The sequence below is a fragment of the uncultured Veillonella sp. genome (assembly GCF_905209685.1).
Taxonomy (GTDB): domain Bacteria; phylum Bacillota; class Negativicutes; order Veillonellales; family Veillonellaceae; genus Veillonella.
Genome location: NZ_CAJLUB010000024.1, coordinates 1 through 18004, shown reverse-complemented (window position 1 = coordinate 18004; position 18004 = coordinate 1). Strand labels below are relative to the sequence as shown.

Annotated in this window: 7 protein-coding genes; 1 reads left to right on the top strand and 6 read right to left on the bottom strand. The window is 39.6% G+C overall.

All coding sequences use genetic code 11. From position 1 onward, the window contains the following. A partial coding sequence (locus QZ055_RS03485) for an ESPR-type extended signal peptide-containing protein (RefSeq protein WP_295824660.1) occupies positions 1-1249 on the bottom strand: 1249 nt, incomplete at its 3' end. Between the two features lie 629 nt (positions 1250-1878). Here QZ055_RS03485 and QZ055_RS03480 point away from each other — a divergent pair. Beyond that, complete coding sequence (locus QZ055_RS03480) at positions 1879-3444, top strand: methyltransferase regulatory domain-containing protein (RefSeq protein ID WP_295824658.1); 1566 nt, start codon at positions 1879-1881, stop codon at positions 3442-3444. 155 nt (positions 3445-3599) lie between these two features. Here QZ055_RS03480 and QZ055_RS03475 read toward each other — a convergent pair whose 3' ends face one another. From QZ055_RS03475 to QZ055_RS03455, 5 genes are all read right to left on the bottom strand, one after another. Next, on the bottom strand, positions 3600-6311 hold the full coding sequence (locus QZ055_RS03475; protein ID WP_295824662.1) for an S-layer homology domain-containing protein: 2712 nt from the start codon (positions 6309-6311) through the stop codon (positions 3600-3602). 696 nt (positions 6312-7007) lie between these two features. Continuing rightward, positions 7008-8120, bottom strand: coding sequence for an inverse autotransporter beta domain-containing protein (locus QZ055_RS03470; protein ID WP_295824656.1), 1113 nt, complete (start codon positions 8118-8120; stop codon positions 7008-7010). 171 nt (positions 8121-8291) lie between these two features. Further along, the gene (locus QZ055_RS03465; RefSeq protein WP_295824654.1) at positions 8292-9671 is read right to left on the bottom strand and encodes a YadA-like family protein; all 1380 of its coding nucleotides are present in this window, start codon (positions 9669-9671) and stop codon (positions 8292-8294) included. Between the two features lie 485 nt (positions 9672-10156). Then, on the bottom strand, positions 10157-10726 hold the full coding sequence (locus QZ055_RS03460; protein WP_295824652.1) for a hypothetical protein: 570 nt from the start codon (positions 10724-10726) through the stop codon (positions 10157-10159). Between the two features lie 79 nt (positions 10727-10805). After that, positions 10806-17921, bottom strand: a complete 7116-nt coding sequence (locus QZ055_RS03455; protein ID WP_295824649.1) for a YadA-like family protein — start codon at positions 17919-17921, stop codon at positions 10806-10808. Between the last annotated feature and the right edge of the window lie 83 nt (positions 17922-18004).

Genomic DNA, 18004 nt, shown 5'->3' with positions numbered 1-18004 from the left:
CTTTAACACCTTTATCTACAGTTGCTTTAGACTGAGAACCAAGAGCAACGCCATCAGCAACAGATGCCTTTGCCTCTTTACCTAATGCTGTAGCAGATGCAGCAGATGCTTCAGAAGCTTGACCTAATGCACTTGCACCATTAGCTGTAGCAGAAGATTTGCCACCTACTGCAGTAGAAGCAGTGCCAGAGGAGTTAGCTTGCATACCAATTGCAACAGCTGCAAATCCACTGGCTGTTGTTTTATATGTATTACCACCACTTGGAGCACCATTAGTACCGATAGCAATAGCAGCATTAGCAGTAGCTTCTGTACGATTACCAATAGCTACTGATAAATCATTTTCAGCTTTTGCTTCACGACCAATAGCGATTGTATCTTCACGAGCTGCTCTGTTATCACGACCAATAGCAATTTGAGTAGAACCTGCATTACGGCCACCATTTGCAGTAGCGTCAGCAAGGTTATTTTGACCAATAGCAATACCACCACCAGTATTGGCATTATTAGAAGTACCAATTGTGATAGTGTCTTCTACCTTAGAGGTATTGCCATAACCAATAGCTGTAGCATTTTGACCAGATGCAGTGTTACGAGCACCAAAAGCTTGAGAGTTTTTAGCAGTTGCTTTAGAGCCTGCACCAACCGCTGTAGATTCAGTACCGGTTGCATTAGCAAGTGCACCAACACCAACTGCCATATGAGCATTAGCTTTTGAATAAGAACCCACTGCAAGAGCATATGCATCTTGACCACTAGTTAATGCTTCAGAATATGTGCCAATAGCGATATTATCTGTATTACTAGCTTTTGCCACATTACCTACTGCAATTGTATTTCTACCAGTTGCCTGAGATCCTACGCCAATTGCAGATGCAGCAGGACCAGTTGCTACGTTTTGGTTACCAAGAGCCATAGATGAATCTTGATTCGCCACATTGTTAGCACCATAAATAACATGACCGTTACCACTACCACCAGTTGTTCTATTTTGGTAACCAACTACAATAGAGTTTGGAGTCACAGAGTTAGAACCATTATATGTGCCATTCGGTGAAATATTAACTGAACTGCCTCCCAACCCAACATCAGCATGCACCGGTGTACCTGCTGTAGCAGCTACCATAGCCAAACCAGCTAATACGCTAGCAAGAGCTTTTTTCTTACCACCATTGTTTTTTGCAACTTCGGAAACTACTACGTAGCACTCTTTAGTTTTGCTCCAAACAACTTTAAAGATTTTATTCATATTACTATGAACCCCTTTCTTAACTAGACACAATTACAATCCTTATAATTAAATCATTTAAATACAAAAGAACGAAAAGCCTAAATTTCCCATACCTTAACGCCTTTCTGAGTATCTTTCATATTTCTTTCATTTTGTGTCATGAACAGAATATCATATATCGAAAATGTTGTAAATACTTTTCTTCATGTTTTTATCATAAACAGCAAAGTTTGTTGTCAGAACCTTTATTTTGTTAAACAAAATTTAATATATGAGTGATTTTTTACTCATTTTTTCGGCGTTTTATACGTATTTTATAAAATATAATCTATTTTTCTCTATGCAGTACGATTTTTTTAGATAACCACATTAATATAAGTTATAAATAAACGATTAATTGATTTAATCTCATTGATTTTTCTCGATTTTGGCATCTATTTATATATTATCTATAAAATATAGATCATAGAAAAAAATAGTTATAATAATCCAACAACCTTTTAAAGGTACTTTCACATTTTTTTCATATACGAACTCATAAATGAAATAACTATGAATTTTTTGACCGATTCTGATAAAAATTATGATATACTAAATCATTATGAGGAGCATTTTACGAGTATTAGTTATAGAGGGGATATATTCTAATGAGTAAACAACACATTACTAGTGTAGATCAATCTAAAATTAACGACCTAAAGGAATCTTACGACGATTTTCTATACGTATCAAAACCATTTTACAATACATGTATTACATCTTTAATGGCAAAAGCTCTTATTTATGGCTTAGACCCAGTACCAGTTGAAGACGCGCGCGTATTAGAGTTGGGCTCTTCTTGCGGTGGAAATATCATTCCCCAAGCCCTATATAATCCAACGACTACCTTTACAGGTATCGACCTATCCCCTACTCAGGTAAAGCATGGGAATGAATTAATTGAATCCATGGGGCTAAAAAATATTACATTATTAGAAAAAGATATTATGGATATTGATGATTCATTTGGTACCTTCGATTACATTATCGTCCATGGTATTTGGTCTTGGGTGCCTGATGTGGTAAAAGATAAAATCCTTAATATTTGCAGTCGCAACTTATCTGATCGCGGTATCGCCTATGTTTCATATAATACGTATCCAGGTTGGAAACGGTTAGAGCAATTGCGGGATATTATGTTATATTCTGAAAAACATGCACCTAACGACTCATTACAAGAGCGTACGGTCTACACAAAAAATGTATTAAAACTCATTGCAGAAACAATGAAGCTAGATGAACGTTCCCAACAAATTTCTGATTATAAGATCAAAAACATAAATCGTGTAATCCAATCTAACGATTACTACGTTGGTCATGAATACTTAGAAGCTATTAATGATCCTGTATATGTGTCTGAATTTATTGAGCGTGCTCAACAACAAGGTTGCACTTATATCGGCGACGAAACTTTAAATCGTTCTTTTATCACTTGGCTCGATAGTGATGTAGAAAAAAATATTAGAACATTAGCTAGAGATAGCTACATTGATAAGGAGCAGTACTACGATTATGTGTATGATACTCAGTTCCGCATGGCCCTATTAACAAAGTGTAGCAACAAAGATAAAATTTCCCATGACGAAAGGGTTGAGAAGAAAGTACTAGATACACTATACTTCAACAATGCATTAGATGAAGAGCCTGGTGTTCCTCCAGAGTGGACCAATGTTATGCACATTAGCATTCAAGAATTAATGGATACAAAACGACCATTCAATGTAGCAGATATAATGAAACATATTGAAGAACACCATCCTGATTCTGAAATCGATACTGATGCTATGTATAGACGTTTATTCCATCTTGCTATCGTTGGACATGTCAACACGTATGCTAAAAAGTATGATCAATTACCGTTTGTGGAAAATGAAACCTATATTCCAGAGCATTTCATAAACTATGTATCCACCCTGGTTGAAAAAGGTGGCTATCAATACATGTGCCTTGGCAATATGTATAATCAAATAGACTATTCTGTTGATGAAGGTTTATCGTACGTCATGAAATTGATGGCAAAACCAATTTCTCGTCAAGAATTGATTGATACTATGAACGAAAACATGACCGTTGAAAGAACAAAAGATGATGGCACTAAACACATTGTGTCCTCTGAGCAATATTTAAACGAGTCCATCGCGCACATTCAATCACTAGGTTATTTTGCCAAATAAAAAGAATAGTGAGCCTTATATAACAACAAAAAGGAGTAACTGATCATATCAGTTACTCCTTTTTTGATTCACTACTATGCGCCCTCGGGGTGGAGTTGAGGCATGCATAGTAGTTACTTATTAAGTTGTGTGAACACTATCAACTAATAGTATCCTTATTTTTTATTAACGCGAACGCGTTCGATTGTTGGTTCACCTTTAGCATTTTTAGCTACAGTGTCAACACGGAACAAAGCCATTTCAGGGCTGAATTCTGTTACAAGGCGATCATTAACTGTTACGCCATCTTGAATTGCACGGTATACGATTTGAGCAAATTCATAACGTGTTAACATGCGGTCACCACCGAATGTGCCATCTGGATAACCTTCTACAAGACCACGACGAGATAAATCGCTTACAGCTTCATATGCCCAATGGTTTGTAGGGATATCTGGGAACAATGTTGTGTGATCGGCTTTCATCTTAGTACCAGCAACACCATTCAACAATGTAGTCAATTTTTGAATTTGAGCATTTTGTTCAGCTACTGTTTTCTTAAGAGCTAATACTTCTTTACCAATCGCTACACGAGAGCGAGATACACCGCTATGAGCCCCTACTTTCACAGATAAACCAGCATTAAATACTGTTTCATCACTGCCAACAGTAGAACCTACGCTAAGTTGTACGTCTTCGTTAGGACGGTAGAAAGCGCCGATAGCTGCTGCATCACCACTGCGGTAATGGCCATAGCCTGCAGCAAAGTCCCATTTAGCATCTGGATCGAAATCAAGAGGATGCAATGCTGCCAACGCTGCTGCACCTGCTACAGATTTATCAACACGTTTATCGATTTTAGATAAATCACCTTTGATATTTTTGATATCATTTGTGTTTTTGTTGATATTTGTTGTGTTATTTGTAATTTGGCCAGCAATATCATCAGCAAGAGATACTTTATAGTCGTGAGTATTACCATTTACAGTTGGTGTTACCTTAATGTGGTCACCAGCTGTTACAGTTGTAACTTGAGTGGATGCTGCGATTTGATCTTGTACGCGTTTAAGTTGAGATACGTTAACCGCATCAGTATCTGCTACACCAGCTTTCACATTATTAATAATTTGGTCGCCTGCGCTGATACCATTTGTAGTGTAGTAAACAGTTTTACTACCTTCACTTGCATACATACCGTATTTAGTGAAGTTCGCTTGTTCTAATGTATCTGTGTTTTCGATTTGGATACCTTTAGGTGTAACACCGATATTTTCGCTACCGTTAAAGAAGCGAGCACTGTCTTTATCGATACGAGCACGAACGTCGTCAGTTGCTTTGCCGAAGTTAGCAGAGCTCATTTCTACTAAGTCTTTATTTACAGATACTTTGTATTCCGCACCGCCATTAGCATTTGTGCCAGATGTAACAGTTGTATTATCGCCTGCTACTACAGTAGTATGTTTTTTAGCATCTGCCTCAACAGTAGAGATTTTAGTTTCTACCTTTTTAAGTTGTGCTACGTTAACCGCATCAGTATCATTTGTACCAGCTGCAACAGATGTAATTTGACGTGTTACATCATTAGCTACGTCGCCAACGGATACAGCAGATGCTGTCGCTTTCCATGTGGAACTTGTATCAGTAGATGCTGCTTTGGTGCTAATATCATAACCAGCTGCACCTTTATCTACGGTTGCGTTGGATTTATAACCAAGGGCTACACCACCTTCAACAGAAGCTTTTGCATCATAACCGATTGTTGTTGTATTGGCTACAGAGCGAGTTTCGCTGGAAGAAAGACCACCGATAGCAATTGTGTTATCAGCAGTTACAATATGGTCGTTACCCATCACAATATTATTAGACGCATTAGTAATTGTATTATTGTACCCAGTTACGGAATTCAATTTTGCAACATTACCAGCAGTACCTGTTACAGTATTATTAACACCTGTTATTGATGTTAATTGCGTATAATCAGCCTTGTTGCCACCACCGATAGCCATTGTAGAACCACCGGATTTGTTATCTTTTACCAAATTGCGTACATCTTCTGCCATTTCAGTTACCGAAGAAGATCCTCCAAAAGGACTTGGTGTTATTGCGCCCGCATTATTTATATTAGTAACAGAGTTAGTAATTTCATTACCTGCGCCAAAAATCAAAGAACCATTAGAGTTATAAGTCCTATTAGCAGTACCAAAAACAGCATTACCTAACCCAGAATAGTTATTAGCAGCTGTAGCAGACTCAATAGAGTTTAAAGAGCCATTAATAGTGGCCCCAAAATTTTTAGTTGCATTAGCAGTATTATTGCCATCATAATTACTGGAAATAACATTTAAAGCACCTGTAGTAGTTGCAACAGTGCCATTGGTAAAACTATTTGTACCAATTGTTGTTGAATATACACCTAATCCAGCTTTACGTTTTTCTGTGTAAGTATCGGTGTTGACAGTAATATCACCAATTTTACCACGATAGTTATGAGATCCAATCATGGTACCACCACTACGAACATACGTATTATCCCCTATTGCTACACCCGTAACAACTTTATCTGGTTTTTGTGGAAGGCTTCCCAAACCCCAACGATTAAAAGTAGTTTGATCAAACGCAAATAATTTGTCTTGTTGACCAATTGTATTTTCTACATATGCATTTTTACCGATAGCTACTGAGCCAGATTGGTCATAGTAGCTATGGGTTGTTGCATTTTCACCGATAACTACATCACCACCAACATTAGCATAGCCAGATCCGCCAGCATAATTGGTATGTGCACCTTTACCGATAGCAACTACTCCATCTCTTTGAGCATTAGACCCTGTGCCAATAGCTACGCCACTACCTGCGCCAGCTACATTATCTGCAGCATTAGCTACCATACATAGACTAGATAACAACACACCGTTAATTAACAAGGTTAATAAACGTTTCCGTTTGTTCATAATTTAGAACCTCCATTTACAAACTACAAAACCTATCATGCTCTCTTTACTTTAAAATTCACGCTTTATTCATGAGTCTTATATGAACATTGTAGCACGTATACGTATTTTGTAAACAGTAATTTATATATCTATTAAGAGAATATAAAAAAGGATAGTTAATCGATGAGGATTAACTATCCTTTTTGGGTAAGAGGAAGGCGAACCTCTTACCGTTGCCGCATGATTTAAGTTTGTTATTAAGAGAGAGATTTTGAAGTAAACACAACACAAAGATTATTGAATCGTTGGAGAGTAACTAAGATGAACGGGCGATCACGCGGCATCAAAAATAAGATAATAACTATATAATACATTAACATATAAGCTACATAACGTATTAAATATAAGTTACATAATAATATATAAGCTACTCATTATAGTAGTATATATGTCTATATAATAAGATAATGGCTTTTTATAAAAGCCATTATCTATAAAGAACAATTGATATTAACACTAAATTCCCTTACCTAGAGTATATCACTTATATAGTAACAATAGTAGGTAATTTTTCATTTAATTTTCATTAAAATTATATGAATGAAGAAGATAGCATTACTATTCAATTTGTGTATTCAGTTATCAAAATTATTACTCAACAAAAACTGTATTTGTACGTCTTATAAGGTTGAGCATTTTATCACGAACCGTTGCAGATTCTTCTAAACGGTGCTTGCCACCATACCAAGCCATTGGCGCCCCCGCTAAGCGGAAGGTAATCTTGCCATATGCACCGCCAGAGTTGTGTTCCGGTTTGTTATACCCCATATCTACAGATACGCGCGGTGTCAGTTGCATCTCCGAACCGATGCGCAAACCATTCTTATCGGCTTGTCGTTCTTGGTTCCAATGATAACCTTCTACATAGACTCTAGCCCAACGAGCATTTTTAAAAGTCTTACCGTACTCTAAGGTATAACCATTAGCTACCCGTTCTAAGGTATGAAGGTTAGCATCTAGAACGCGCTCATCGGAAGCAGAACCGTACCAGTTAAATCGGAACTCGCTTTCACCAGACATATATTCAAGACCTGCACTGAGTCGATCATGGCGATTCAAGAAGCGATGGTCATAGAATAAATGTGCCCCATAAAGGCGATGGTCGTCCTTGGAGATACGACGATACCCAACGCCTACGTTGAGGGTTGTCCCTGTGTCTGACGCACGAGAAATACGCTGCTGCGTAAACCACACATCGCGAGATGAATTATCGTAATGACCTAAAGGTTGAACAGTCTCCACCGAATAGAGCGGCTTCCAACCTTCTTGGAACTGAAAGCTCAGTGTAGTGCGTCGCATCCATGGTTTACCTTTAGCACCGTACATAGCATTGGATACATTAGACATGGCCACGGCATTAATGGCGCGGTTCACGGCATCCACATTGCTATACTGTACGGTCTTAGTATCTTGGCGATCCATGACGAGCGGACCACCTTGGCCAATCACATGGTCTGGCGTAGCAGTAGGCGTGATGTGAAAGCCTTCAGATGCAGCCTTCATACGCGCTGTTTTCTCATCGGAGTTTACCTTACCATCAGTATTTACTTGAGTAGTATCATCTATATGAGCCGCTGCCTTTATAGAACTATCTGTTTTGGTAGACACTACGCCCTTATCTGTATGTAATTGTTGTTTTTCTGCCTCAGCTGTACCCACACAACACAATAGAGCGCTCAAGGCGATACACACAATACGTTTCATTACTCTCTACATTTAAAATTCATGAACAACAAATGAAATATGTATAAGTGTATCGAATAATGTATATGTATGTCAAGATACGTAGTCACTAGAAACGTATTATTTTACTATTATATGTATATAAAAAAGAGGTAATAACAATGTTATTACCTCTTTCATATTCTTGAAACCCTATTTTTCATTAAGTTTTTGCACAAGCATATCTACTGTTTCTTGTAGTTTTTTATTTTGTGCTTCTAGTGTATCTACGCGTTGTTCTAATGCGTTATAGGATGCAGGGGAAATCTTAGCTAATGTCTTATTCTCACCGAATTTATAGGACACGCCTACATTGGCCATCAAATCACCACTTACAGTTGTACCTGCAGTGAGAAGTAGGTTTTCTTTTGGATAGTAACCTACGCCAAGAGCCAATGCATTTTCGCCTTTATAGTGACCATAGCCACCCATAACTTGAACCTTGTGGTCTGGATCAAATTGTAGTGGATGTAATGCAGCTAGTGCTGCAGCACGAGCATCACCGCGGTTGGATTCTTTTTCCACGCGACGCACATCGCGGTGCAATACATCAATTTGTTGGTTTGTACCATATAATTGGGAGCCGTTAACTGCATCTGTAGAGTCCGCAGTAATACGACCTGCTGCTACATGAGTGATAGTGCGTTCTTGACCGGCTGCACCAACGGATACCGTAGATACTGGTGCTGTACCAGCAAAGCTTTCAGTTTTACCATTAATGAAGGTATAACTTGGAGTACTCACTACATCACTACTTTCAGCAGTAGAATTATTACCTAATACAACGGCATTATCTAGCGATGTTTTTACATTATTACCAACTACGAATGTATTATTAGCACTCACTTGGTTCTTGTTGCCAACGCTGTAGGAATTATCACCCTTAACAGTGTCTACATCATATGTACCAACACCAAAGGCGCCAGATTGGTTACCTTCAATCTTGTTATATGCGCCAATAGCGGAGTTCTTATCACCTTTAAAGATAACGCCATGGCCCATACCATAGTTAAAATCACCATTTACAGTAGAGTTAGAACCGATTAATACAGTATTATTCCCCTTACTACCGCCAGCTTGAGATGCACCGAGCCATACGTTTTTATTACCTTCAGAGCCAGCTCCTGCAAAATAACCTACCGCAATTGTATCCGAAATAGTTGAGTTATAACCTGCTGCAAAGTTACCTAAAAAGTTATAGTCACCTTTACCACCTACAAAGCTCTTAGCACCTAATGCTACATTGCCGCCACCTTGAGAACCATTTAAGGCAAGACGACCGATGGCAATATTATTACCCTTTGCATTTGGATCCCCTGCATGGGAATATGGATCGCTGTTAGCTGCCCCAGTTTGACCACCGAGATGTACATTGTCTGAGTTGGTGAAAGATGACCAGCCTTGTAGACCAATGTTATAAGTGGCACCACCAGAGGAAACAACAGGAATATCTGCTGCTTGTACCAAGCTAGCAGAAGATATGGTTAAAACTCCGAGTACTGCTAATAATTGTAGTTTCTTTGCGTGATTCATAATCATACGCCTCCCTTGTTATACTACAAAACACTTCCCCTTCATATTACCCTCATGATTACTACGATTAAATTATACTGCTATCGAAAAAATATGTAAATAACATAAATAATAATTCATAAAGGCCAGATTAGCCAATACAATTAAAAACAAACCCCCGTAGGAATGAATCCTACGGGGGCCATTTGTTTTAGTACGACCTATAGCTTGCGAGAGAGAACATAGTATCCAAAAGGATTGTAATTGCTTTGTAACTAGGAGTAATTGCATATACTTGAATACTATTATGTAAATTTATGTATAGTATGTAAGGGCTTACCTATATATAAACAGCTATAAGGTCATGGAATTAGTATAGTACTATTAAAGCCACTATTATGTGATTTAACTCACATTTTCCTAAAATAATGTAGTCATAAAAACTAAAAGAGGCAACGGCTTTTACCGTTACCTCTTTCAAAAGTATAAATTTATAATTATACCGATTAGCGGATGCGTTTAACGCGGTTGTTACCATCGCGCATAGCTTGTTGCAAGCTGTAGATTACCATTTCGTTCATGTAGAAACGCAATTCATCATTAGACATGTTAGCTGTATTCTTTTCAAGAATTGCCAAAATTTGGTTTTCATATTCAGCTTTGTTCATGTCAGACACAGTTGTGTGGTTTGTGAAAAATTCTTTGTAATCTAAGTACAAGCGATCTAATGCTATACGAGCATAGCTGTCTTTTTTATAGCGATGGCTTGTAATGTACCAACTACGACGAACATTCATGTAGTACAACACGTTATTAGTATAACGTTGTTGACCAGACATTACGCGATTGTCGTCTTGGATTAAAGCATTGCTCATCCCCAATTGGAATGCTGCCAATTCAGATACTACAGCTTTTACCTCTTCACTAGGAACAGCAAGAGAGATGTCTTGTTGTTCTGCAGTCAAAGGAGCCGCAGGTTGTTCAGGCATCATCAAAGGATCTTGTGCCGCATGTACTTGGCCAGCAACACATACAGAAGCAATTGCCATAACTGGTAATAATTTAATTAGTTTCATAAGTCCCCTCATTGGAAGCCGCCCTCCCCAGGGCGGCTTTCCTATGTTTTAAATACTCAATACACTCTCAAGTGAATGATTATTTGGTTAACCCAGCTTGTTTCATAAGCATTGCAATTTGAGCTTTCATCTCTTCATTATCTCGTTGTACTTGTTCGTACTTAGCAGATAATTCCTCATCGCGTTGTTTCATGCGTAAGTTCTCAGCTTTCAATGCAGCCACTTCATCTTGCATTACATAGGCAGAGCTGATTGGGCCTGCTTTGTAACGTGCTGGAATTGCTTTTTTAGCGTCAGATGTACCGAATTTATAAGATACACCAGCGTTAACCATATTATCATGACCACCTAAGGAAACACCCATATGAAGCATTGTAGATTCATTTGTATAGTGAGCAATACCAATAGCAGCCGCAGTACTACCTTTATAGTTGCCAACAGCCGCCAACACTTGTGTAGGTTCTAATGGATCATATTGCAATGGTTTAAGACCTGCCATGGCTGCGCTAGCTGCACCAACATCAGCGATTTTACCATCTACACTATGCATAGCATTGCGCAATTGGTTAACGTTAACCGCATCAGTACCATTGATGCCTGGCGCTACATTAGTAATCGTATTATTACCATTGTTTAAGCCATTTTCTGTAAGACTTACAGTGTGACCTGGTACAGGTTGACCGTTGATGGATGGAGTAATTGTGATGCCACCACCATCTACTTTTGTATCTACTGTATAAGGAATTGTAGTATTAGTTCCTGGTACAGTTTTTGTATACGTAGTAGAACCGTCTTTTAGGTTGAGGTCCTTAGCCAACTTGATATCATAGCCATCGCCTGCAGCATTCTTCACAACAGCTAGGTTGTTGTCACTCAAACGATTTACATCAGCGCCACCTTTTAGGTTCATTGTATCGCCTAAACCGCGAACAACTTTACCATCGTTACCAGCTTGGTCACCTTGGAATACACGACCATTTTTAGCTTTTTCGTTAAAGTCGTCATTAACAGCTTTTAATTGATCTTCTGTTGCCGCGCGACCTGTAACAGCTACAGGGTTATTAGGATTCCATGTTTTATTGTCCAAACCAGTCACAAAGTTACCGTTTTGACCACCCGAGTTTTGGTTACCCATGATTACATCGCCAGCTTTCACAGTGTTACCTGTTGTAACAGAACCTGTGCTGCCATCGATTGTAACTTGGTTAGCGCCATTACCCGCAGTAATCGTACCAGTAGATCCGTCAACTTTAACTTGTTTTGCTGGATCTGTGCCAAGTGTAATTGTATCATTCAAGGACATCTTAATCGCAGTGCCATCTACGGAAGTCTTGATGTTGCCGTCGCCTTTGAGGTCGATTACTTCACCAAGAGGTTTCTTCACAGATTGACCATCCTCTGCTTTAAGACCGAAGCCTTGTGCCTTGATGTCTTCCATTGCAGTATGCAATTGACCGCCATTTACAGCGTCTTTGCTGCCGGCAGCAATTGTACCATCTTCTACATTAGTGATTTTCTTATCACCAGCATTAATGCCGTCTTTTGTTACCTTAGGGCCGTTTTCGATAGTCAAACCATCTTTATCGATAGTAACCGCTTTGTTACCACCATCGTTGATTTGCAAGCCATCTTTAGTCAACTTAGTCGCTTCATTGGCGCCGTCTTTGATAGTTACGCCATTTGTATCCATCTTAGTGTCGCCTGTAGTCACTGTATTTGCTGTAACAGTATCTACATTAAGATCTCTAGCCAATGCTACTTTCACAGCACCATTATCTACAGATGTAGTAATGTTCGTACCGTCACCTTTCACAGTTACAGTATCACCAAGGGATTTCTTAACAGAAGCGCCATCTTCAGCAGTTAAACCGAAACCTTTAGTTTTAAGGTCTTCTACCACTGTATGTAATTGACCGCCATTAACAGCATCTTTACTACCTGCACCGATTGTGCCGTCAGCTACGTTAGTGATTTTCTTATCACCTGCGTCGATACCGTCCTTAGTCATAGATGGACCATCAGTAATTGTAACGCCGTCTTTATTTACGGTCGTCAATGGATTACCTGCTGCATCATTAATAGTGAGGCCACCACCGTTTACAACAGTGTTGCCATCTGTACCATTGTTGAAAGTAGCAGAATTTAGGCCTTTAAGGTCTTTCGCAAGACGAAGCATCAATGTATCAGTGCCATCAGCTACTACCCCAATATTATCGTCATTGGAAAGTTTCGCTGCGTCTGTAATACCACCCTTAACATTTACTTGATTGTTAAGTTTTTTCTTGATTACAGTGCCACTGTCGCCACCGTACAACATGCCGTCGTCCATAGTAGCTACTTGGTGCTCACCAGTCTTATCAGTATACACGATACGCGTGATTCCGTCTATACCGTCAACGCCTTTTTCGCCCTTAACACCTTTAGCTGCATCGTCATAGCCATTCTTAACAGACATGTCGATACCATTGGAACCGTCCTTGCCATTTGTACCAGCAGGGCCCGTTAAGCCGATGTGACCTACACCGTCTTTACCGGAGATGGAAACTGCATCTTTGCCGTCAGCACCTGTGATGCCCACTTTACCATTATTACCATCTTGACCAGCTACGCCAGTAGGACCTGTAATAGATACGCCATCTTTACCGTCTCTACCATCTTTATTGACCTTAATGGAATCGGCTACAAGGTTTTTGTTCAATTTAACATTAATCGTTGTAGTGCCAGTTGTATTATCTTGGTCGATGAAAGTTTTAATATTTTCGCCGCTGTAGTTAGTGTCTGCTTCATTGCCTTCACCTTTTACAATTACAGTGGAGCCTAATTTATTAGTCTTAGTACCACCAACGTTAGCGTCGAATTTAAGGCCTGCATTGGATTGGTTTGCCAACGCATCTTTCAATTGATCCTCTGTAGCAGCACGACCAGTTACGATGTTGTCAGCATCCCAAGTTTTATTATCTAGGCCTGTTACATAGTTACCAGTTTCTTTAGTACCATCTGCTTTAGTTGCTTCTTGGTTACCCATAGTCACTGTACCTGCTTTTACAGTTTCAGCAGCTGTTACTGTGTTAAGACCTTTAAGATCTTTTGCCAAGCGAACTTTCAACGTATCTGTACCATCAGAAACTACGCCGATATTGTCATCAGCAGTCAATTTAGTATCGTCAGTAATGCCACCCTTAACATTTACTTGATTGTTAAGTTTTTTCTTGATCACATTACCAGCGTCACCACCGTACAACATGCCGTCGTCCATTGTAGCTACTTGGTGTTCACCAGTATTGTCTGTATACACAATGCGTGTAATACCATCAACACCGTCTACACCTTTTTCGCCCTTAACGCCTTTAGCAGCATCGTCATAGCCATTCTTAACGGACATATCGATACCATTTGTTCCGTCCTTGCCATTTGTACCAGCAGGGCCCGTTAAACCGATGTGACCTACGCCGTCTTTACCGGAGATAGAAACTGCATCTTTGCCGTCAGCACCTGTGATACCAACCTTACCATTATTGCCGTCTTGACCAGCTACGCCAGTAGGGCCAGTAATGGATACGCCATCTTTACCATCTCTACCATCTTTGTTAACTTTGATGGAATCGGCTACAAGGTTCTTGTTCAATTTAATATCAATTGTTGTGTTACCAGTTGTATTATCTTGTTTGATGAAAGTCTTAATGTTTTCACCGCTGTATTTAGCGTCTGCTTCATTGCCTTCGCCTTTAACAGTTACAGTAGAGCCTAATTTGTTAGTTTGAACACCACCAACGTTAGCATCGAATTTAAGGCCTTTGTTAATCAACGCATCGGAGCTATCTTTGATTTTGTCAGTTAAGTAATCTACGTTAACTGCTTCGCTACCGTCGTTGCCAGTTGCGTACGCCACGTTAGTTACGTGAGTACCACCAGTTTTATTAGTGTAAGTAGGGCCTTCGTAAGTTACCTTAGATTTATCTACAGTATTTGTAGCAGGATCCAAGTCGTACTTAACAGCGCGATCATCTAATTCATCTAGGTTAGATTTAGATGCTACGTCCTTGATAGTTACTGTTTCAGTTTGGTTTGGATGATTTTTATCTTGTACAGTCAACGCCACATCGCCATTGTTATCTACTGTGTAATTACCATTAGAGCCAGCTGTTTGGTTTTGCACCAAACGATAATCTGTGGAGTTTGAGCTTTGATTATTGATAGCTTCTGTAACCTTTTTCAACTGATCTTCTGTAGCAGCACGGCCACTAACAGCAGTTGGATTTGTTACGTCCCAATCTTTATTATCTAGGCCTGTTACATAGTTGCCAGTATTGGCTGCAGGTGTGCCATCAGATTGTTTACCCATCACAACATCGCCAGCCTTAACTGTTTCAGTAGCAGTTACTGTGTTAAGACCTTTAAGATCTTTTGCCAAGCGAACTTTCAATGTATCTGTTCCATCAGATACAACACCGATGTTATCGTCAGCTGTAAATTTGGCTGGATCTGTAATGCCACCCTTAACATTTACTTGATTGTTAAGTTTTTTCTTGATTACAGTACCAGTGTCACCACCGTATAACATGCCGTCGTCCATTGTAGCTACTTGGTGTTCACCAGTATTGTCTGTATACACAATGCGTGTAATACCATCAACACCGTCTACACCTTTTTCGCCCTTAACGCCTTTAGCAGCATCGTCATAGCCATTCTTAACGGACATATCGATACCATTTGTTCCGTCCTTGCCATTTGTACCAGCAGGGCCCGTTAAACCGATGTGACCTACGCCGTCTTTACCGGAGATAGATACAGCATCTTTGCCGTCAGCACCAGTGATGCCTACCTTACCATTGTTGCCGTCTTGACCAGCTACGCCAGTAGGACCTGTAATGGATACGCCATCCTTACCGTCTCTACCATCTTTGTTAACTTTGATGGAGTCAGCTACAAGGTTTTTGTTCAATTTAACATTGATTGTTGTATTACCAGTAGCATCTTGATCGATGAAAGTCTTAATGTTTTCGCCGCTGTAGTTAGCATCAGCTTCAGTGCCTTCGCCTTTCACAGCTACAGTGGAGCCTAATTTGTTCGTTTGAACGCCACCAACGTTAGCATCGAATTTAAGACCTTTGTTGATCAACGCATCGGAGCTGTCTTTAATTTTATCAGTTAAGTAGTCTACGTTAACTGCTTCGCTACCATCGTTGCCTGTTGCGTACGCCACGTTAGTTACATGAGTACCACCAGATTTATTAGTGCTGTTGTACGCAGGACCTTCGTAAGTAACTTTAGATTTATCTACATTACCTGTACCATCTAAATCATACTTAACTGCGCGGTCTTCTAATTTATCGAGCTCAGTTTTAGATGCAATATCTTTGATAGTTACAGTATTTGTAGTACCAGATTTATCATCTTTAACCTTTAAGTCTACTTGGTTGTTTGTAACCTTGTAGGAACCGTCAGTTGTATTAGTTGGATCACCAATCAAGCGGTAGTCAGATGCACCAGCGCTCACTGCTTTCACCGCATCACTGACAGTTTTCAATTGGTCTTCTGTTGCGGCACGGCCAGGTACGAATACAGGATCAGCCATATTCCAATTTGTATTGTCTAAACCTGTTACAAAGTTACCAGTTTGAGTGCCACCTTTGTTATCAGTACCAGTTTGTTTACCTACTGTCGCAGTACCAGCTTTCACAGTATCTGTAGCAGTCACAGATTTAAGACCTGTAATATCTTTTGCCAATTGCAATTGAAGTTTTGCATTGCCATCCGCATCAACTGCTGCAGATGTAACACCGATGTTATTACCTGTTGCAAGGTCAGCCGCGTTTGTAACACCACCGTTTACATCCACTTGTTTGTTGAGTTTTACATTAGATGTAGCGCCCATGTCGCCTTTGAATTTAAGGCCATCATTTAACGTAGCTACCTCTTCTTTAGTACCATCTGGTTTTTCATAAACAATACGAGTTGTAGTTGTACCAGCCGCACCATCTACACCAGGTTGGCCATCACGAGTAATGGAAAGATTTGTAGTAACACCGTCTTTACCATTAATACCGATCTTACCATCTTTACCATTTGCACCCGTAGCAGTCACTGTTTCAACTTCAAGATTTTTGTTCATCTTAACGTCGATTGTTGTGTTACCTGCTGTATCTTGCTTAATGAAAGTTTTGATGTTTTTACCGCTGTAGTTAGCATCAGCTTCTGCGCCTTCGCCTTGAACTTTCACAGTGGAGCCCAATTTATTAGTTTGAACGCCACCAACGTTTGCATCGAATTTCAAGCCTTTGTTAATCAACGCATCGGAGCTGTCTTTGATTTTGTCAGTTAAGTAGTCTACGTTAACTGCTTCGCTACCGTCGTTACCTGTTGCGTACGCCACGTTAGTTACGTGAGTACCACCAGATTTGTTCGTGTTGTTATATGTAGGACCTTCGTAAGTGACTTTGGATTTATCTACATTACCAGAGCCATCTACATCGTATTTAACAGCGCGATCGTTTAATTTGTCGAACTCAGTTTTAGACGCAATATCTTTAATAGTTACCGTATTTGTAGTACCAGATTTATCATCTTTTACCTTAAGGTCTACTTGGTTATTTGTAACCTTGTAAGAACCATCAGTCGTATTAGCTGGGTCGCCAATCAAGCGATAGTCACTGGAGCCTGCATTTGCTGCTCTTACTGCATCACTAACAGTTTTCAATTGGTCTTCTGTGGCTGCACGACCAGGCACGAACACAGGGTCAGCCATGTTCCAAGTTGTATTATCTAGACCTGTTACAAAGTTGCCAGTTTGAGTGCCACCTTTATTGTCTGTAGCCGTTTGATTGCCCGCTGTTGTAGTGCCAGCTTTCACAGTATCTGTAGCAGTCACGGTTTTAACATTAAGGTCTTTATTCAAAGCCACCGCAATTGTGGAGTCATCACCAGTTTGTGTAATCTTTGTAGTGATATTCGCATCACCAGACACAGTTACGGTAGAACCAAGTTTGTTTGTCTTAACGTCATTATTATCTGCGTTAAATTTCAAACCCTTGTTGATGAGTTCAGTTTTTGTAGAGTCTAACTCGGTTTTAGACGCAATATCTTTAATCGTTACCGTCTTTGTATTTGCAGGCGTACTAGCATCTTGTACTGTTAAATCAACTTTATTGCCCGTTACAGTGTATGCTTTATCAGCTGCAGCGCTGTTTTCTACCAATCGATAGTCTCCTGCTCCCGCTACATTTACTGCATATGTTTTATATGTACCATCAGTACCTTCTGTAACTGTTGTATTTTGGC